Raw genomic sequence first — 17,406 nt, 5'->3', positions numbered from 1 at the left:
TTCACTGGCCTCCTCGTTTTGACTACCGGCTGGCAGTAGGAAGACGTCGCTTGCCGGGGACACATAGAGAACCGGCTGGCTGTGGAGGAATACCTCCAGCCGCTTGTCCTCTATGCCACATGACTCAATTCCGTCTGCGTTTAGACGCCGGGACAGTTCTGCAAAAAATTTGTTTCCCATAGTACACCTCCGAAATGATAAAATAAAAAATGGAAAAAGGAAAAGGCCCGTGCATGACTGCACGGGCCTCATGATAGGGGATTGAATCAGGTGTTCGTCCTCAATTTATTTTTCATGGTATAGAACAATGACTCACACATTTGGTTGTGTGAGTCATTGTTCTTGGTGGAGATAAGCGGGATCGAACCGCTGACCTCTTGAATGCCATTCAAGCGCTCTCCCAGCTGAGCTATACCCCCATATAACCGGAAACCATTGAATCTCAAGGGTTTCCGGGCTTTTTGATTGAATTGTTGTTTCCCTACATCGAGGGGGATTACCTCCGTTTGCTGGCGCTCCCAGCTGAGCTATACCCCCAACTTCGCCGTCCGCCGGTTCACTTGGCGGACAACGAAGCTTATTTTAGCAGGGCATGTCTCGATTGTCAAGAGAAATTTTCAAATTCCTGAAAAATTTTTTCGCCGCTTAGAAGGGACCGTAGTTGATGGCGTTCGCAACGATGATCAGGATATAGGCCGCCACCATCATGGTGCCGATGGCTTTGATGGCGAAGCGGAACCACTTGCCGAAGTCGATGCCGCACAGGGCGCAGGCCACGGCGGCGCCGGCGGGCCACAGGTAGTTGGTCAGGCCGTCGCCCAGCTGATAGGTGAGCACCATGACCTGCTGGTTGATGCCCAGAATCTGCCCCAGGGGGCTGAGGATGGGCATCATCATGACCGCCTTGCCGGAGCCGGAGACCACGAAGAAGTTCAGGCAGGTGACGAACACGTAGATAATGAGCAGGGTGATCAGGGGGCTCTTGCCCTGGAGGGCGTTGCTCATGTAGTACACGGCGGTATCCATGATGTTGGCCTCGTTGAGCAGGACCATGACGCCGTTGGCGAAGCCGATGGCCAGGGCGGGGCCCAGCACCCGGGCGGCGCCGGCGGTGAAGCGGTTACACACCTCATTGGGGGAGATGCCGAAGATGACGGCCAGGACGATCATGAAGATGATGTACATGGCGGTGATGTTGGGGAAACTCCAGCCCAGGGACACGCAGCCGTAGCCCTGGATGATGGTGACGATCAGGAAGCCCACCAGGGCCAGAATGCGCCGGCCGTCCATGGGGACCTCCTCGCCCAGAGCGCCGCTGGCGTCCTGGTCCTTGTACTCGTCATAGCAGTAGCTCTTGGTGGGGTCCTTGCGGGTCTTGATGGCGTAGTGGAGCAGGAAGACCAGGCCGATGGTGAAGAACACCACCAGCACGACGGCCCGGTACCACATGCCGGAGAACATGGGCAGGCCCACGATCTGCTGGGAGACGCCGGTGGTGAACATATTCAGCATGCCGCAGGCAAAGCTGCCGCAGGAGCCCAGGATGACGGTGGCCGCGCCGGTCATCCGGTCATAGCCCGCCGACATGATCACCATGACCGCCAGGCCATAGAAGGGATATGCGCCCTCGCCGTAGCCCAGCACGCCGAACACGGTGAACAGCACGTACATGATGACCACCAGGCTCAGCTCCTTGCCCTTGGTGGCCCGGACCAGCTTGTGGATGCCGGCGGAGAAGGCGCCGGTGGACTCCAGCACGCCCAGCACGCCGGACACGATGAGCAGGTTGGCCATGATGCTGATGCCGCCCACGATGCCGTTGTAGAAGGTCTGGAAGAAGGTGTCCGGCATGATGTATTCCTTCTCCACGAAGTTGAACACATCGGGGTTGACGATCTCACGGCCGGAGTTGGGGTCCAGCACCCGCTCGAAGTTGCCGCTGGGCACGAAGAAGGAGATGGCCCACACCAGCAGCATGATGATGGTGAGGATCACGAAAACATGGGGCATTGCGAAGGAACGTTTTTTCTTTTCCATAGCTGTCTGCGCGGCAGGCATCCGCGCACTCCTTTCGGTGTGATTCATTTGGCATCGTGCCTGATTCATTTCTATGGGATTTCTACGGACAAGGAATTATTTTCCGTGCCGGTTCAGCCACTCCATGGCGCAGTTGGCGTGGATGGCGGCTCCCTGGAAGAAGACGCTCTCATCCAGCACCATGCGGGGATTGTGGTGGGGATACTGGTCGGGACCGCCGGCGCCCAGGCAGATAAACATGCTGGGAACGGCCTCGGCCACATAGCTGAAGTCCTCTGTACCAGCCATGGGTCCGGTATTCGAGATATTTTCCTCTCCCACGATTTCCGCGATGGCAGGGAGCAGTTCGCGGGAGACCGTGTCGTCGGTGTAGGTGCAGGGGCAGTTGAAGGTGACCAGCTCGTAATCGCCCCGCCAGGCTTTTACATAGTGGTCGATGATCTGGGGCAGCCGCTCCAGGATATGGGCCCGGGCCTCCTTGTCATAGGTGCGCATGCCCATCTGGAGGGTGGCGGTATCCGGAAGAATATTGACCGCCGTGCCGGACCGGAGCACACCGGCGGACAGGGTGGCGGTGGCCTTGGGGTCCACCTCCCGGGTCATGAGCATATTGGCCGCGGTATAGATCTGGTTGGCAATCATCAGGGGGTCAATGGAGAGCTGCGGGGTGGAGCTGTGTCCGCCCTTGCCCTGGATGTTCACGATGAAGCTGTCCAGAGAGGAGCTTGTGACGCCGGTGCAGTAGGTCACCTCTCCCACCGGAGTGGTGGAAAAGATGTGCAGCGCGAAGGCGGCGTCCACCTTTGGGTTCTCCAGCAGGCCGTCGTCGATCATGGTCTTGGAGCCGTAGCCCATCTCCTCGCCGGGCTGGAACATGAGCTTGACCGTCCCCTTCAGTTCAGACTCATGGTCTTTCAGCAGCTTGGCCGCCCCCAGCAGCATGGCGGCGTGGGTGTCGTGGCCGCACATGTGGCTGGCCTTGCGCTTGGAGCAGAAGGGCAGATCGTTGATCTCCTCCATGGGCAGGGCGTCAAAGTCCGCCCGCAGCAGGATGCAGGGGCTCCCGCTGCCGATGGTGGCCACCACGCCGGTGGAGGCGGCCATGTCTGGGAAGCCCATGGCCACATACTTTTTCCGGATTTCATCCGGCATCACGCCGCACCGGTGGGAGGGAATGCCCATCTCGGAGAGCCGCTTCTCAATGTAGGCGGCAGACTCCGGCAAGTCCATGCCCACCTCCGGGATCTGGTGGAGGTAGCGGCGGTCGGCCACGATCTGGTCTTGAATCGCCTTTGCCTCCTGGTACAGGGATTTCATGTTTGTTCTCTCCTTTCGTCCCTTTCATAAGGTTTGCTGTGAAAATGCGGCAGGTGCGGCACCGCCCCCGCCCGGCAGACGCCGGACGGGGGTGCCCGCGCAAATGGGGATTAGGTAGAAGAAAGGGCGGCGTCCGGCTTGGACTCCTTGCCCAAAGCCTTCCAGATCACGGCGCCCACGATAAAGCCGATGACGGTGGGGATCAGCCAGTCAAAGCCATACTCGCTCAGGGGGATCATGGCAATCAGGCTGTCCAGGGCGTCGGTGTTGATGGAGACAAGGCCGCTGGAGCGGGCGGTGACAAAGGCGTCGTAGACACTGACCAGGGTGGCCATGTAGACCGCGCCCTTCCAGGCGCCGTCGTTGGGCACGAACTTCTTGCACACGCCCAGAACGGTCATCACCACAGACATGGGGAAGATCAGGGTGAACAGGGGGCCGGAAATTACCAGCACGTTGCTCACGCCGGTGGCGGCCACCAGGAAAATGATCAGCGTGACCACAAAGGCGACGATCCGATAGGGGATCTTGCCCTTCGTCCAGTCAATGATCCAGTCGGAGACCGTGGCGATCATACCGGAGGCGGTGGTGAAGCAGGCGAAGATCACGGCGATGGCCAGAACCACCAGGCTTACCCGCCCGGCCAGCATCTCCACCAAGCCGTTGAGGAGCGCAGTCTGGTCCATATCGGGGGCAAAGTAGGGGGTGCCGCAGGCGCCCAGCCAGCACAGGCCGCCGTAAACGACGAACAGGATGGTGAGGGAGACCAGAATGGAGCGCACCAGAATGGCCTTCTGGTCCTTGTACTGGGTGTATCCCTTTTCCTTCACGCTGCCCAGGAACACGCCGGCACAGATCAGGCCGGTGGGAATGTCGCCGGTATTATAGGCGGTGAGCATAGAGTAGGAAAAAGCATTGTCCACTGTTCCGCCGGTGGGGGAACCGATGGGGATGGCAAACACCATCACCACGATAATCAGCAGAGCAATGAGCAGGATGGGGGTGGCGTAGGTACCGATCATGTCCACCACCTTGGAGCGGTTGCTGGCAAAGAAGTAGGACAGGGCGAAGAAGGCCACCAGGAATACCACATTGGCCCAGTCGGGCAGGTCGGGGGCGATGCCCCGCAGTCCGGTCTCAGCCGCCACCGCGCCGCAGCGGGGAATGGTGCCGAACAGGACGATCAGCAGGCCGATGCCCCGGAACAGCTGGTGCCACCAGGAGTTGATGTGGCAGGACAGGTCGTGGAAATCTGTGCCCATATTGACCACGGCGTACATGGCCAGCATGGGGAACAGGATTCCGGTGAGCGTCATGCCGGCGATTCCGAAGATGACATCCTCGCCGGTGTTAATGCCGATGGACGGGGGAAAGATCAGGTTGCCGGCGCCGAAGAAGATGGCGAACATGGCAAAGCCCAGTACAAAAATATCTTTCGTCCGGCTCTGTTTCATGATTTGGCCTCACTTTCATAAACCTTTTCGCCGTCCACATAGGTGGCGGTGACATAGACCTGGTCGATCTTCATGGGGTCTACGGAGAGGATGTCCTCACTGAGGGTAATGAAATCGGCGTGATAACCGGCCTTCAGCTCACCGATCTCCGGGATGCCGGCCACGCGGGCGCCCTCCCGGGTGTAGAGCTGGATGGCGGTCTCGACGTCCACCCGATTGTCAGGGCCGCAGTCGGTGCCGTCCCAGGCGGTGCGGGTGACGCCGCCCTTCAGGCAGGGGAAGGGATCGGAGGGCACGGCCCAGGAGGTGGCGGGGGCGTCGGTAGAGAAGCAGAAGGGCACGCCCGCCTTCAGCAGGTCCTGGATGGGGTAGGTCTTCTTCATGCGCTCCACGCCCAGGTTGGTCAGGTAGCTCTCGATCTCCGCGTAGAGGAAGATGGGCTGAGTGGCCACCGCCAGCCCCTTCTCGGCGCTCTTGCGGATGGCGGACTCAGAGGGCTCAGTCCAGTGCTCCATGCGCAGGTGGGGCACATCGCCCTCGGTCCACTTCTCCTCCGGGTAGACCCGGTCCACGATGCGGTCGATGGCGTGGCCGCCCATGGCGTGCATGGACAGCTGGCAGTGGTGCTCCTTGCAGTAGGCGATGGCGCTCTCCATCAGCTCGTCGGAGCAAACGGGGAAGCCGCACTCGTCGCTGTCCAGGTAGGGCTCGTTCATCCAGGCGGTGCGGCCGGAGACGCTGCCGTCGCCGATGAGCTTCAGACCGGCGGCGAAGATCTGCTGGGAGCGGTCAAAGCGGGACTCGGGGATCTGGAACTTCGGGTCGCCGGCAAAGAACTCCCACATGTAGTAGACGCCGACCTTCTGGCAGAAGCCCTTCTTGACGGCCGCCATGTATGTATCATAGCTGTCCGAGGGGTCCAGATTGCCCATGTCGCAGGTGGCGGTGATGCCCTGAGAGGCGAGCAGCTTGCCCAGATCCACCACCAGGTCCACCTTCTGCTCCTCGGTAGTCTCGGGGATCAGGGGGGTGACCAGGTTGCGGGCGGACTCCCGAAGGACGCCGGTGGGCTCGCCGTTCTCATCCCGGTCGATCTGGCCGCCCTGGGGGTCGGGGGTGTCCTTGGTGATGCCCGCCATCTCCAGGGCCTTGCTGTTCACACAGCGGATGTGGCCGCAGGTGCGGATGATGGACACGGGGGAGTCGCTGCACCCCTCGTCCAGATCGTAGCGGGTGGGGGAGCGCTTTTCTGCCAGCTTGCCCTCGTCATAGCCCCAGCCCTCAATCCACTTGCCGGGGCCCTGCTGCTCCCGCACGTCCCGGATGGCCTGCTTGAGCTCCTCGATGGAGTTGACCTTGGGCGGCAGGCTGGAAATCTTTTTGCTGAAGTCCGCCAGCATCACCGGGTGCTCGTGGGCGTCCACAAACCCGGGGAGAACCCGGCGGCCCTGGAGATCCACCGTCTCATCATAGGGACCGGCGGGCAGGTCGGCCTGGGCGCCCACCCAGGTGATGCGGCCATTCTCCACCGTCATCGCCTCCGCATGGAGATTCTCCCGGTCAGAGGTGAAGATCTTTCCGTTGATATAGGCAGTTTTCCGATTTGCGTGCATAGAGCACAGCCCCCTTTCTGTCATATTGTACATTACAGCAAATTCGATGCCAAAAAAATCGAAAAAGGCGCCAGGACCCTAAATCAGGGACCGGCGCCTTCGCACATTTCACAGTGTAATGTTTCCAATGCGGGCCTGTCAAGGGAATTCCGGTCCCTTTGTCCGTCCCTACAAATTTTTTTGGAAATCCACATGGGAAACTGTTCCATTCTCACTACAAAAAATATGGAAAAGTGTTTGGTCAAAATTTTTGAATCGGAGATCAAAATTTTTTTACTTTATCAAATTTTTTTGATTTTCTTTTAGTCCCAGCTTCTCCATCCGGTACTGCAGTTTTTGGGGGGACATGGAGAGCTTCTCGGCGGCGGCATTGAGGCGCCGGGTCTGATGGAGGGCCTCCCGGATGATTCCGGCCTCATACTCCGCCAGTAATTTTTTCAGGTCCACCTGTCCGCGGCGGAGCTGTTCCCGGATCTGGGCAAAGGAGAGGGGTTCCGCCTCCGGCGGCTTCGGGAGCTCCGGGGCGGGCTCGGCCAGCGCCGCCGACTCCTGATGCTCCAGCTTCTCCAGCAGGCCGCGCACGGAGTCCAGGGTGATGTAGGAGCTGCTCTCCAGATTGAAGGCCCCTTCGATGGTGTTTTTCAGCTCCCGCACGTTGCCCGGCCAGCTCCAGCGGAGAAACAAATCCTTGGTCATCTGGCTCAGGCCCAGGATCTGCTTGTGCATGGTCTGGTTAAAAAATTTGATGTAGTGCTCCGTCAGGGGCAGGATATCCTCCGGCCGCTCCCGCAGCGGGGGCAGGCGCAGGCGCACCACTCCGATGCGGTAGTAGAAGTCCGAGCGCAGCCGCCCCTGCTCCACAAGGGCCTCCGGGTCCTCGTTGGAGGCGCACACGATGCGCACGTCGAAGCGGATGTCCTCCCGGCCGCCGATGCGCCGCACCTTCTGCTCCTCCAGGGCTTTGAGCAGCTTGGCCTGCATGGCGGTGTCCATGGAGTTGATCTCGTCCAGAAACAGGGTGCCCCCGTCGGCCAGCTCGAACAGGCCCTTTTTGGACTCCGCCCCGGTGAACCCGCCCCGCTCGGTGCCGAAGAACATGCTCTCCAGCAGATTCTCCGGGATGGCGGCGCAGTTCTGAGAAAGGAAGGGCTTGTCTCTTCGGCCGCTGAGGGCGTGGAGGGCCTCGGCAAAGAGCTCCTTGCCGGTGCCGGTCTCCCCATAAATGAGGGTGGCCGAGTCATTCTTCGCAATGGTGCGGATGGCCGCCTTCAGCCTGGCCATCTCCTTGTTCCGGGTGACAATGTCGTCCAGCACCGAGTGGTCCGCCGACGCAGGTGCCGCCCCCTTCAGCGAGCGCACGTCCAGAATCTGGGCGATGTCCACCGCCCCCTGGATCTCCCCCTGCTGATTCAAAATAGGGTAGGTGGTGGTCACCATGGTGATCTGGAGGTCCTCATGGGTCAGGACCTGCTTCTCCCCCACCGTGATCTGTCCCGTGCGCAGGGTATTCATCACGGTGCTGTTCTCCTCGGACAGCTCCGTATAGACGGAGAGCAGGTGGTTCCCCACCACGTTGCGCCCAAACTCCTCCGGCAGCTTGCCAAAGGGATTTCCGGGCTTATAATACTCCACAATGCCGTCCTTATTCACCACCATCATGCCCTCCACGGCCTCGCCGTTCAGGTTCATCAGGCGGGTAATCTGCTGCAGATATTCCTCCATGCGTGCCCCTCCTCCCGGATCTCCAAAGCACTGTTCCCCTCCCGCCGGGCCGGAGCGCGGCAGGACCATTTTCTACCTTTTAGTTTACCGGAAAACCAACAAAAAGGCAATGAATTTTTCCGCGCGGTTCTGTCCGATTTCACCGAACGGAACAGGGAGGCTCTGCCGCGGCGGAGAAGCAAAATTTATCGGTTCTTAAGATTTTACGTCTTGCATCTTAAACAGTCTGTGTTATGCTAAACGTAACACATCAGAAGGATTTGAGGAAAGGACTGGGAGAGACATGCACACCATTCTGATCTGCGACGACGACAAGGATATCGTTTCCGCGCTGGACATCTATCTCACCAGCGAGGGCTACAAGACCCTGCGGGCCTACAACGGCAAGGAGGCCCTGCTGGCGGTGGAACAGAACGAGGTCCACCTGATCCTCATGGACATCATGATGCCCGAGCTGGACGGCATCCGGGCCACCGCCAAGCTGCGGGAGGGGAGCAACATTCCCATCATCCTCCTCACCGCCAAAAGTGAGGACTCGGACAAGATCCTGGGACTGAACATCGGGGCGGACGACTACATCACCAAGCCCTTCAACCCCCTGGAGGTCATCGCCCGGGTGAAGAGCCAGCTGCGGCGGTACACCTCCCTGGGCGGGGCGGACAAGAGCCCCGGCCTGCTCACCGTAGGCCCCATCTCCCTGGACGACTCGGCCAAGCAGGTGACGGTGGACGGGGAGCCGGTGGCCCTCACCCCCATCGAGTACAACATCCTGCGCCTGCTCATGACCCACCCCGGCCAGGTGTTCTCCTCCGCCCAGATCTATGAGCAGGTGTGGAACGACCCGGCCTACGGCTCGGAGAACACGGTGGCTGTCCACATCCGCCACCTGCGGGAGAAAATCGAGATCAACCCCGCCGACCCCCGCTATCTGAAGGTGGTCTGGGGCCTGGGGTACAAGATCGACAAGGGGGGACTCTGATTGAAACGCCTGCGGGACAATCGGACCCTCCGGCCGGCCGCCTGGGCGCTCTTCGCGGCGGCGGTGTGCGCGGCCCTGCTGCTGGGACAGCAGTTTCTGTTTGCCCTGTGGTATACGCAATTCGGCGACTGGACCACCACCTGGGCCTTTGACACCAATTTGAACCAGAGGGCCTACCAGGTGCAGGACTATGTGCAGCTCCAGGCTGATCTGGACAGCGGAAGCCTGGACTATGTGGAGCGGGAGCAGACGGTGACGCTGCTGGCGGCCACCCGGGAGGCACTGTCGCCGGAGCGCACCAATTTCCGCTATCAGATCCTCAGCGCCGACGGCGCCCAGGTGCTGGACACCAACCTCCAGGACTCGAGCCAGTCCTTTGAGACTCAGGTCACCGGCGTCTACTACGGGGCGCTGACGGTCCACAGCGGCCAGGTGGACTTTACCGCCAAGTCGGAGCCGTGGACCGCCTCCACGACAGCCTCTTACAGCGCCGGCGCTCCGGCACCGTCGGAGGACAGCCAAAGCAGCGCCATTCTGCGCTACGGCGTGCTCAAGCCGGAGCTGATGGCGGTCCAGGATGAATTCCGCAGCCTGCTGACCCTGTGCGACGGATATGCCGCCAACGGTCCCCTGTACGGTGGGCTGGCCCTGGCGTTTCTGGGGGCGGCGGCCCTTCTGCTGCTGTTCCTTCTGTGGGCGGCGGGCCACCGGCCCGGGCAGGAGGGGATCGTACTCTCCCCTGTGGACCGGGTATTCAGCGAGGTGTGGCTGGCCGCCTTGGCGGTGGGAACACTGCTGCTGTTTCTGGCGTTCCCCCAGTATCAAGCCGAGGCCGTCTGGGCCGTGGATGAGGCGGACCAGACCATGACCGCAGTTCTGTTGGCCGTGGGTACCGCGGCGGGGGGAGCCTGGGTGCTTCTGATGGCGGCCGCCCTGCGGACCCTGGTGGTCCGGATGAAGGCCCGGGCCCTGGCCCGGACCACTCTGCTGTGCAGGGTTGTCATGTTCCTGGTGCGCCGCTTTGTGGGCTTCTTCCGGGATCTGCCCCTGGCCTGGAAGGCGGTGGTGAGTTTCTTCCTGTATCTGGCCGCCATCTTTGCCTGTGACCACCTGTGGCCCCTCCACGATTGGTATCCGGTGCCCGGAGTGGTGGTCAACCTGGCGGTGCTGGTGTTTCTGTGCTGGTGGAGCGCCTGCTTCTGGCGGGTGCGGAAGGGGACGGAGGTCATTGCCGCCGGCAACCTGAACCACCAGATCGAGACGGAGCGCCTGCCCGGGGATCTGAAGCGCCACGCCGAGGCCCTGAACAACATCTCCGGCGGTCTGACTCAGGCGGTGAATGAGCAGATGAAGAGCGAGCGCTTCAAGGCGGAGCTCATCACCAACGTGTCCCACGACCTGAAGACCCCCCTCACCTCCATCATCAACTATGTGAACCTCCTGAAGACCACAGAGCAGACCGACCCCACCGCCCGGCAGTACATCGACGTGCTGGACCGGAAGTCCCAGCGGCTCAAGAAGCTCACCGAGGATCTGGTAGAGGCCAGCAAGGCCTCCACGGGGGCCCTGTCGGTGAACCGGGAGAAGATCGGGATGGTCCAGCTACTGGACCAGGCTCTGGGGGAGTACGAGGAGAAGCTGGAGGGCAAGCATCTGGCGGTGGTGCGCGCCGTCCCCGAGGGGGAGTGCTATGTGTACGCCGACGGCCGCCACCTGTGGCGGGTCATCGACAACCTGCTGTCCAACTGCGCCAAGTACGCCCTGGAGGGCACCCGGGTGTATATTGAGATCTTCCGGGGAAAGGGAAGCGTGAGCCTGTCGGTGAAAAACGTCTCCCGGGACCCCCTGAACGTGCCGCCCGAGCGGCTGATGGAGCGCTTTGTCCGGGGCGAGGAGTCCCGCACCACCGAGGGCTCCGGCCTGGGGCTGTCCATCGCCAAGAGCCTCACCGAGCTCCAAGGGGGCACCTTCGAGCTGGTGGTGGATGGGGACCTGTTCAAGGCCATCGTCACCCTGCCCCAGTCCTCCTGACGGAAAAAAATATGCCGGAGCGGGATCGAGTTTGTATCGGTCCCGCTCCGGTTTTGCCGCGTAACAGAAATGTAGGGCGGGGGCTTGCCCCCGCCGCTTTTCTTACTGGGCCTCCCTCAAAAGTCCGTGAGCCAGTCCCGCAGCCCCACGTCCAGAAGGGCCAGGAGCACCGCCGCCAGAGTGAACACAACCCACTTCCAGTTTTGGGAACCCCCCTGCTTCCGCAGCAGGTCCCGGAACCGGAACGCGGCGTAGAGGGTGACATAGAACACCAGCGCTGCCCCGGCGATGCGCACCGCCGCCGAGGGGCCGTGATCGGACACGGCGATCCCCACAAAGAGGGCCAGAGTTCCCACACCGGCCACAGCCGTCAGCCACAATGTGATCTTCCAGGGCAGGGACATCCGCCCCCTTGGGCCGGGGGCGCCCTCCTCTGAGGCCCGGCGGGCCTCCTCCAGCCACCGCTGGGCGTCCACCAGAACGATCAGCTGGTGGAGCACCAACAAAACCAGGAGCACTGCAGCGGCGATGCACAGAAACGAAATGGGCGGCTCAAACTCCCCCTGGGTGAGGAAGATAGTCAGCAGCATGGCGGTGACCATGGCAAACAGGCTTCCGATGGCTATATTGCTCCGCAGGGGTTCTATATACCGCCGATCCATCCACGTTGTGAGCACCTGCCAGTGGGTGGTCAGGTCGGTCTCCAGGGGGACCGGATATCTCATCCGGCTGCGGTAGATCTGGATCTGGGGATACCTGGCCCAGGTGTCCACCAGCTCCCAGCCGGCGTCCTGGCAGTAGCCGGCGTAGATCTCCTGCCCCTGGGTGGGCAGCTGGTCCATCCAGCCCACCTCCGGCCGGTAGGCCAGGGCGTAGCGCACCGGACCGGGCTCTGCGGCCTGGTAGACAAACAAACGATGGCTGGCCTTCTCCAGCGCCCACCCCCGCTCCGCCATCTCCTCCAGATGGCTCTGAATGTCCTCATACTGAAAGGGCGCGTAGAGGTTGAGCTCATATTTTCGTTTCATAAAAAACTCTCTCCCTTCTGCAGGGACCCATACGGGGTCTAAAAGATGGAGTTGCGCAGCTGGAGGATGAAAAACGCGAGGACCACCACAAACCCATAGCCGGCCCAGTTGGCCGCCTGGGAGCGCCCATGGCGGCGCAGCCAGTCCTCCGCCCGGCCCATTCCCCACCACACCAGGAGAAGGACCGCCGTCTGTCCGACGCTCCGAACCAGACTGGGGATGCCGCCGCCCTGAGCTGCCGTGTACCATACATAATACAGGAGCACGAGAGCAGAGAGCACAACACTCACTTTGCGCGTCCACCGCAGGAGAGGGGACAGACGGCCGTCGGGTCCCTCCCCCAGCCCCTCCTCCGCCCGGCGGACCTGACTGAGCCAGCGGTTGGCGCTGGCCAGCTGGATCAGGGGAACAGCCGTCAGGTAGATCAGAAGGGCAATCAGGCAGAGCGTCAGAATCCGAAAGGCCCAGTCCTCTGGGGCAATAAGGAACAGAGCGCAGAAGATGGCCGACAGGAGAAACATCAGCGAGCAGGCGGCCGCCCCCGTCTGAAGCCGGGGCACATACCGCCGCTCCAGCCAGTCCCCCATCACCCGCCACTGAATGGACCGGTCGGTCTGGAGGGGGATGGGGTGGGGCTCCTCATTGCAGTAGACCTCGATTTGGGGAACCGTACTCCAAAAAGTCACCGGCTCCCAGCCGGCCTGCCGGCAGTAGTCCCGGTACACCTCCCCCTCCGGAGTGGGGGCGGGCTCCAGATAGCCCATCTCGGGATGAAATACCAGGGCGTAGCGGACCGGTTTGGGCTCCCCCCGGCGGTAGACCAGGAAGTACCGCTCCATCCGTTCCAGCCGCCAGCCCCGGAGGGCCATGGCCTCCAGATGGTCCCGGATGTCCGCGAACTGATAGGGCTCAAAGTTGTTGAGTTCATATTTCCGCTTCATCCCGGGACGCCTCCTCTCAAATCAGCTTAGAATGGGACGGGCCTATCCGGCACTCCCCTGCCGGAGCTCCTGGGACGGCTCCGCCGTCATGTGCCGGTAGTCGGCCAGCATGAGCTCCAGCCGGCGCTTCTCCATCAGCAGCCGGTCCTTCCCCTGCTGGGTGAGCACATAGCTGCGCCTGCGCCCCTCCACCTTGGTCTGCATGATCATACCGGCGGATAAAAAGTCCTCCAGCAGGTTGTACAGGGTCCCCGGGCCGATGGTCACCCGGTTCTGGGTGATCTGGGCCACCAGGGCCATGATGTCCGCCCCGCACCGCTCCTCCTGGAGGGCCAGGAGGATGTAAAACATCTGCTCGGTGAGGGTCTGAAATTTTTCCCGTGCCATGGACGGCACCTCCTGTTTCAGAAATTCCATTGTGGAATATCGAATATCGCTATCTTCATCCTTATCATATCATCGATATTCGATAGTGTCAAGCACCTCTTTTCCCTGCCGCATGCAAATTTTTTCTGCGGCGGGCATAATCCTCCCCAGAGCGGCCATACTAGGGACCGAGGTGATATCCGTTGCAGTACAAAGACCTGTATGCTCTGCTCCGCGGGGAGCCGGAGGCGCGGCGATACTTTGACTCCCTCCCCTCCTATGCCCGGGAGCAGATCCAGACCAGACCGGACGGGGTCAACTCACTGGCCAGCCTGAAAGACTATGCCGACAATCTTCTGCGCGGCGACGACTAAGGAGGAACCTGCTATGGCTAAGAAAGGCATGAAGCGCCCGGGCTACACCGGCCCCGAGGCCCAGAACCAGAATCCCACCGCCAATCCCCAGAACTCCACCGGGAAGGACGCCAAGAACAAGTCCAACCCCAATCAGACCTACTGATTCCAGAGGCGGCGCCCCGCCGCCTCCTACATAGACCGAAAACTGCCGCCTGCGGTGCAGGCGGCAGTTTTTGTCGTTTCACAACCAAATACTCATTTCACCAGGGCACTCATATCGTACAGGCCGGGCTCCTTGACGGCGGCCATAAACTTGGCGGCCTCCAGGGCCCCCTGGGCGAAGATCTCCCGGGAGAGGGCGGTGTGCTTAATCTCCATAATCTCGTCGTGGCCGGCGAAGATGATCTCGTGCTCCCCCACGATGGTGCCCCCCCGGACGGCGGAGATGCCGATCTCCTTTTTGTCCCGGGGATGGCGGACCGAGTGGCGCTCAAAGACGTACTCCGTCTCATGGCCGCAGCTCTGGGCCGCCGCGTCGGCAATCATCAGGGCGGTGCCGCTGGGGGCGTCCACCTTCCGGCGGTGGTGCCGCTCCACGATCTCGATGTCATAGCTGTCCCCCAGCACGCTGGCCGCCTTCTTCACCAGCTCCAGCAGCACGTTGATGCCCAGGGACATGTTGGCGGAGCGGAAGATGGGCACCTCCAGGGCGGCGGCCCCGATCTGTGCCACCTGCTCCGGGGTGTAGCCGGTGGTGGCCAGAATCAGAGGGGTCTTGGTCCGCTTGCCGAACTCCAGCAGGCCCTCCAGGGCGGCGGGAGAGGAGAAGTCGATGACTGCGTCCGCCTCCCCGGTGAACTGGGCCGGAGAGGAGCAGACGGGGAACTCCCGGTCGGCGGAGCCCAGCACGTCGAAGCCGGCGGCCACCTGAACCTCCGGGTCGGCATTGCACAGGGACTCCACCACCCGGCCCATATGGCCGTTGCAGCCGGAAATGATGATTCTCAGCATGGGAGAAAACCTCCTTTGTAAAATGCGCGCTTACAGCAGGCCCTTGGCGGCCATGGCGGCGCGGAGCCGCTCGTGGTTCTTCTCAGACAGCTCGCACAGGGGCAGGCGCACCGGACCGGCCTCCATACCCATCAGGTTCAGGGCCTCCTTCACCGGGATAGGGTTCACGTCGCAGAACAGGGCGTCGATCAGGTCCATGTACTCGATCTGCAGCTTGGAGGCGGCCTGGAAGTCGTTGTCCAGGCACAGGTGGGTCATCTCCCGCATGACGCCGGGGATGATGTTGGAGGCCACCGAGATGACGCCCTTGGCCCCCAGGGACATCATGGGCACCACCTGGTCGTCGTTGCCCGACCAGACGTAGAAGTCGTCCCCGCACAGGTGGCGGGTGTGGGCCAGCAGGGAGAAATTGCCGCTGGCCTCCTTCACGCCGTTGATCTTGGGGTTCTGGGCGAGGATCTGATAGCTCTCGGCGGTGAAGGACACGCCGGTGCGGCTGGGCACGTTGTAGAGGATGATGGGCAACTCGGTGCGGTCGGCGATGTACTCATAGTGCTTCACAAGGCCCGCCTGGCTGCACTTGTTGTAGTAGGGAGTGACGTGGAGCAGCGCGTCCGCCCCGGAGTCCTGGGCGTGGAGGGACAGGTACACGGCGGCGGAGGTGTCGTTGCTCCCCGCGCCGGCGATGACCTTTACACGGTGATTGACCCGCTTGACGCAGTACTCCACCACGGCGATGTGCTCCCGGATGGTCATGGTGGCCGATTCGCCGGTGGTGCCGCACACGCAGATGGCGTCCACACCGCCCTCGATCTGATTGTCGATGAGGCGGCCGAAGGCGTCGTAGTTGATATTCCCGTTGGCGTCAAAGGGGGTGGCGATGGCCACGCAGTTGCCCGTAAAAACAGGAGTTCTCATAATGCACCATTCCTTTTTCACAAGATAGGAGATAGGAGATAGAAGATAGGAGATGTAGGGTCGGAAGAAGGCATATCTTCTATCTCCTATCTCAATATCTCCTATCTCATGCGCAATGGAAAAGGGATCGGATCACTTGGGCTGGATGTATCCCTCGGCGCACAGCAGCTCGGCCAGCAGGACCGCGCCGCCGGCGGCGCCCCGGAGGGTGTTGTGGCTCAGGCCCACGAACTTGTAGTCGTACTGGCTGTCGGGGCGCAGGCGGCCCAGGGAGACGGCCATGCCGCCCTCCAGATCCCGGTCCAGGCGGGTCTGGGGCCGGTCGGGCTCCTCAAAGTAGTGGAGGAACTGCTTGGGGGCGGAGGGGAGCTCCAGCTCCTGGGGACGGCCCTTGAAATTGGCCCAGTCCTCTTTGATCTGCTCCATGGAGGGGGTCTTGCCCTCCTGGAACTTCACAAACACGGCGGCCATGTGGCCGTCCAGGCAGGCCACCCGGAAGCACTGGGCGGTGATGTCGGGGCCGGCGGCCTTGACGATCTTGCCGTCCTCCACCTTGCCCCAGATCTTCAGGGGCTCCTGCTCGCTCTTCTCCTCCTCGCCGCCGATGTAGGGGATGACGTTGTCCACCATCTCGGGCCAGCGCTCGAAGGTCTTGCCCGCGCCGGAGATGGCCTGATAGGTGCACACCAGTGCCTTCTCAATGCCGTACTTCATCAGGGGATGGAAGGCGGGGGCGTAGGACTGGATGGAGCAGTTGGACTTCACCGCGATGAAGCCCCGCTGGGTGCCCAGGCGCTTTTTCTGGGCGGCGATGACCTCCAGGTGCTCCGGGTTCATCTCGGGCACCACCATGGGCACGTCCTCGGTCCAGCGGTGGGCGGAGTTGTTGGACACCACCGGGCACTCGGCCTTGGCGTAGGCCTCCTCCAGGGCGCGGATCTCGTCCTTCTTCATATCCACGGCACAGAACACAAAGTCCACCAGGCCGGCGATCTTCTCAATGTCCGCCTGGGCGTCCAGCACCACCAGGTTCTTGGCCTCCTCAGGGATAGGAGTGGTCATGGCCCAGCGGTCCTTCACCGCCTCCTCATAGGTCTTGCCCGCGGAGCGGGGGCTGGCGGCGATGACGGTGAGCTGGAACCAGGGGTGCTTCTCCATCAGAGTGACGAAGCGCTGGCCCACCATGCCGGTGCCGCCGATGATTCCGACTTTGTACTGTTTCATAAGAAATACCTCCCAAGTGGTTCAGGCCATTCTATGGCCCCATTGAATGTTCGGTGTCCGGGGTTCCAGACAAAACCAAGCGAAAAAAAGAAATCAGCGGCTTTTCAAGCGGCTGATTTTGTACTATAATGTCAGCTGTGGCCGAAACCGCCCACAGCCGGCAAAATATTCACAAAAGCAGACAGCGCTCCATCAGGGAACCGCCCTGATGACAGTCGCAGAGCTGTTGACCCGGCGACCAGGGCCCTCCGTTCCGGTGCGAGAGGAAAACCCTTCGGCGGCCTTCCCTTTGGGCGTGGGTGGACGGGAACCGGCTCCCTGGCCACGCGTACTCATGTCGGCCGCGACCTCTATCATGCAAACTTGAAATTATCCTATCATGTTTGCCGGTGGGTGTCAAGAGAGCGAA

The 17,406-nt window shown here is 61.7% G+C and carries 15 protein-coding genes, 1 tRNA gene, 1 pseudogene and 1 riboswitch; of the genes and pseudogenes, 4 read left to right on the top strand and 13 right to left on the bottom strand.

What is annotated here, in order from left to right:
* The 7 genes and pseudogenes from B5F19_RS17645 to B5F19_RS03160 form a co-directional block, all read right to left on the bottom strand.
* Window positions 1-180 (bottom strand): annotated as a pseudogene (locus tag B5F19_RS17645) (hypothetical protein); the annotation flags it as partial.
* 163 nt (window positions 181-343) lie between these two features.
* A tRNA-Ala gene (locus tag B5F19_RS03185) sits at window positions 344-419 on the bottom strand.
* Window positions 420-645: 226 nt separating this feature from the next.
* Window positions 646-2,037: an AbgT family transporter gene (locus B5F19_RS03180; RefSeq protein ID WP_242972680.1), complete on the bottom strand. Its 1,392-nt coding sequence runs from the start codon at window positions 2,035-2,037 to the stop codon at window positions 646-648.
* A gap of 96 nt (window positions 2,038-2,133) precedes the next feature.
* Window positions 2,134-3,354 (bottom strand): M20 family metallopeptidase, encoded by a 1,221-nt coding sequence (locus B5F19_RS03175; RefSeq protein WP_242972679.1) that lies wholly within the window; start codon window positions 3,352-3,354, stop codon window positions 2,134-2,136.
* A 110-nt stretch (window positions 3,355-3,464) separates the two neighbouring features.
* Window positions 3,465-4,808, bottom strand: coding sequence for a branched-chain amino acid transport system II carrier protein (locus B5F19_RS03170; RefSeq protein ID WP_087287910.1), 1,344 nt, complete (start codon window positions 4,806-4,808; stop codon window positions 3,465-3,467).
* Window positions 4,805-6,421 (bottom strand): amidohydrolase, encoded by a 1,617-nt coding sequence (locus B5F19_RS03165; protein ID WP_087287908.1) that lies wholly within the window; start codon window positions 6,419-6,421, stop codon window positions 4,805-4,807. Before B5F19_RS03165 ends, B5F19_RS03170 begins: the two co-directional genes overlap by 4 nt.
* Before the next feature lie 273 nt (window positions 6,422-6,694).
* Window positions 6,695-8,143, bottom strand: a complete 1,449-nt coding sequence (locus B5F19_RS03160) for a sigma 54-interacting transcriptional regulator (RefSeq protein WP_162612504.1) — start codon at window positions 8,141-8,143, stop codon at window positions 6,695-6,697.
* A 283-nt stretch (window positions 8,144-8,426) separates the two neighbouring features.
* Between B5F19_RS03160 and B5F19_RS03155 the strand changes: the two genes are divergently transcribed.
* On the top strand, window positions 8,427-9,122 hold the full coding sequence (locus B5F19_RS03155; RefSeq protein WP_087287904.1) for a response regulator transcription factor: 696 nt from the start codon (window positions 8,427-8,429) through the stop codon (window positions 9,120-9,122).
* Window positions 9,123-11,153, top strand: coding sequence for a HAMP domain-containing sensor histidine kinase (locus tag B5F19_RS03150; RefSeq protein WP_087287902.1), 2,031 nt, complete (start codon window positions 9,123-9,125; stop codon window positions 11,151-11,153). It abuts the gene before it with no gap.
* A 116-nt stretch (window positions 11,154-11,269) separates the two neighbouring features.
* On the opposite strand, the gene B5F19_RS03145 is transcribed toward B5F19_RS03150, so the two are convergent.
* Genes B5F19_RS03145 through B5F19_RS03135 form a run of 3 tightly spaced genes read right to left on the bottom strand, consistent with a single transcriptional unit; the run spans window position 11,270 to window position 13,509 of the window.
* Window positions 11,270-12,181 carry a DUF2812 domain-containing protein gene (locus tag B5F19_RS03145; RefSeq protein WP_162612503.1) on the bottom strand — a complete coding sequence of 304 codons (912 nt, stop codon included), beginning with the start codon at window positions 12,179-12,181 and terminating at the stop codon, window positions 11,270-11,272.
* Between the two features lie 38 nt (window positions 12,182-12,219).
* Window positions 12,220-13,122, bottom strand: coding sequence for a DUF2812 domain-containing protein (locus tag B5F19_RS03140; protein WP_087287898.1), 903 nt, complete (start codon window positions 13,120-13,122; stop codon window positions 12,220-12,222).
* Between the two features lie 42 nt (window positions 13,123-13,164).
* On the bottom strand, window positions 13,165-13,509 hold the full coding sequence (locus tag B5F19_RS03135; RefSeq protein WP_087287896.1) for a helix-turn-helix transcriptional regulator: 345 nt from the start codon (window positions 13,507-13,509) through the stop codon (window positions 13,165-13,167).
* A gap of 182 nt (window positions 13,510-13,691) precedes the next feature.
* Between B5F19_RS03135 and B5F19_RS17640 the strand changes: the two genes are divergently transcribed.
* Window positions 13,692-13,862, top strand: coding sequence for a hypothetical protein (locus B5F19_RS17640; protein ID WP_191436060.1), 171 nt, complete (start codon window positions 13,692-13,694; stop codon window positions 13,860-13,862).
* Between the two features lie 13 nt (window positions 13,863-13,875).
* Window positions 13,876-14,007, top strand: coding sequence for a hypothetical protein (locus B5F19_RS18185; protein WP_255378391.1), 132 nt, complete (start codon window positions 13,876-13,878; stop codon window positions 14,005-14,007).
* A 92-nt stretch (window positions 14,008-14,099) separates the two neighbouring features.
* On the opposite strand, the gene dapB is transcribed toward B5F19_RS18185, so the two are convergent.
* The 3 genes from dapB to asd all read right to left on the bottom strand — a co-directional run bounded on the left by dapB (window position 14,100) and on the right by asd (window position 16,997).
* Window positions 14,100-14,855 (bottom strand): 4-hydroxy-tetrahydrodipicolinate reductase, encoded by a 756-nt coding sequence (dapB, locus tag B5F19_RS03130; protein WP_087287893.1) that lies wholly within the window; start codon window positions 14,853-14,855, stop codon window positions 14,100-14,102.
* Between the two features lie 30 nt (window positions 14,856-14,885).
* Window positions 14,886-15,773 carry a 4-hydroxy-tetrahydrodipicolinate synthase gene (gene dapA, locus B5F19_RS03125; RefSeq protein ID WP_087287891.1) on the bottom strand — a complete coding sequence of 296 codons (888 nt, stop codon included), beginning with the start codon at window positions 15,771-15,773 and terminating at the stop codon, window positions 14,886-14,888.
* A 132-nt stretch (window positions 15,774-15,905) separates the two neighbouring features.
* The gene (asd, locus tag B5F19_RS03120; protein WP_087287889.1) at window positions 15,906-16,997 is read right to left on the bottom strand and encodes an aspartate-semialdehyde dehydrogenase; all 1,092 of its coding nucleotides are present in this window, start codon (window positions 16,995-16,997) and stop codon (window positions 15,906-15,908) included.
* Window positions 16,998-17,171: 174 nt separating this feature from the next.
* A riboswitch (Lysine riboswitch) is annotated at window positions 17,172-17,358 on the bottom strand.
* Window positions 17,359-17,406: the final 48 nt, after the last annotated feature.

This window comes from Pseudoflavonifractor sp. An184 (assembly GCF_002160305.1).
Lineage (GTDB): Bacteria > Bacillota > Clostridia > Oscillospirales > Oscillospiraceae > Lawsonibacter > Lawsonibacter pullicola.
This window is presented reverse-complemented; position numbering and strand designations above follow the sequence as displayed.

Bases quoted from the DNA above. Each gene is read 5' to 3' on its own strand.
- B5F19_RS03180 (WP_242972680.1), bottom strand. From the start codon at position 2,037: ATGGAAAAGAAAAAACGTTCCTTCGCAATGCCCCATGTTTTCGTGATC.
- B5F19_RS03175 (WP_242972679.1), bottom strand. From the start codon at position 3,354: ATGAAATCCCTGTACCAGGAGGCAAAGGCGATTCAAGACCAGATCGTG.
- B5F19_RS03170 (WP_087287910.1), bottom strand. From the start codon at position 4,808: ATGAAACAGAGCCGGACGAAAGATATTTTTGTACTGGGCTTTGCCATG.
- B5F19_RS03165 (WP_087287908.1), bottom strand. From the start codon at position 6,421: ATGCACGCAAATCGGAAAACTGCCTATATCAACGGAAAGATCTTCACC.
- B5F19_RS03160 (WP_162612504.1), bottom strand. From the start codon at position 8,143: ATGGAGGAATATCTGCAGCAGATTACCCGCCTGATGAACCTGAACGGC.
- B5F19_RS03155 (WP_087287904.1), top strand. From the start codon at position 8,427: ATGCACACCATTCTGATCTGCGACGACGACAAGGATATCGTTTCCGCG.
- B5F19_RS03145 (WP_162612503.1), bottom strand. From the start codon at position 12,181: ATGAAACGAAAATATGAGCTCAACCTCTACGCGCCCTTTCAGTATGAG.
- B5F19_RS03140 (WP_087287898.1), bottom strand. From the start codon at position 13,122: ATGAAGCGGAAATATGAACTCAACAACTTTGAGCCCTATCAGTTCGCG.
- B5F19_RS03135 (WP_087287896.1), bottom strand. From the start codon at position 13,509: ATGGCACGGGAAAAATTTCAGACCCTCACCGAGCAGATGTTTTACATC.
- B5F19_RS18185 (WP_255378391.1), top strand. From the start codon at position 13,876: ATGGCTAAGAAAGGCATGAAGCGCCCGGGCTACACCGGCCCCGAGGCC.
- dapB (WP_087287893.1), bottom strand. From the start codon at position 14,855: ATGCTGAGAATCATCATTTCCGGCTGCAACGGCCATATGGGCCGGGTG.
- dapA (WP_087287891.1), bottom strand. From the start codon at position 15,773: ATGAGAACTCCTGTTTTTACGGGCAACTGCGTGGCCATCGCCACCCCC.
- asd (WP_087287889.1), bottom strand. From the start codon at position 16,997: ATGAAACAGTACAAAGTCGGAATCATCGGCGGCACCGGCATGGTGGGC.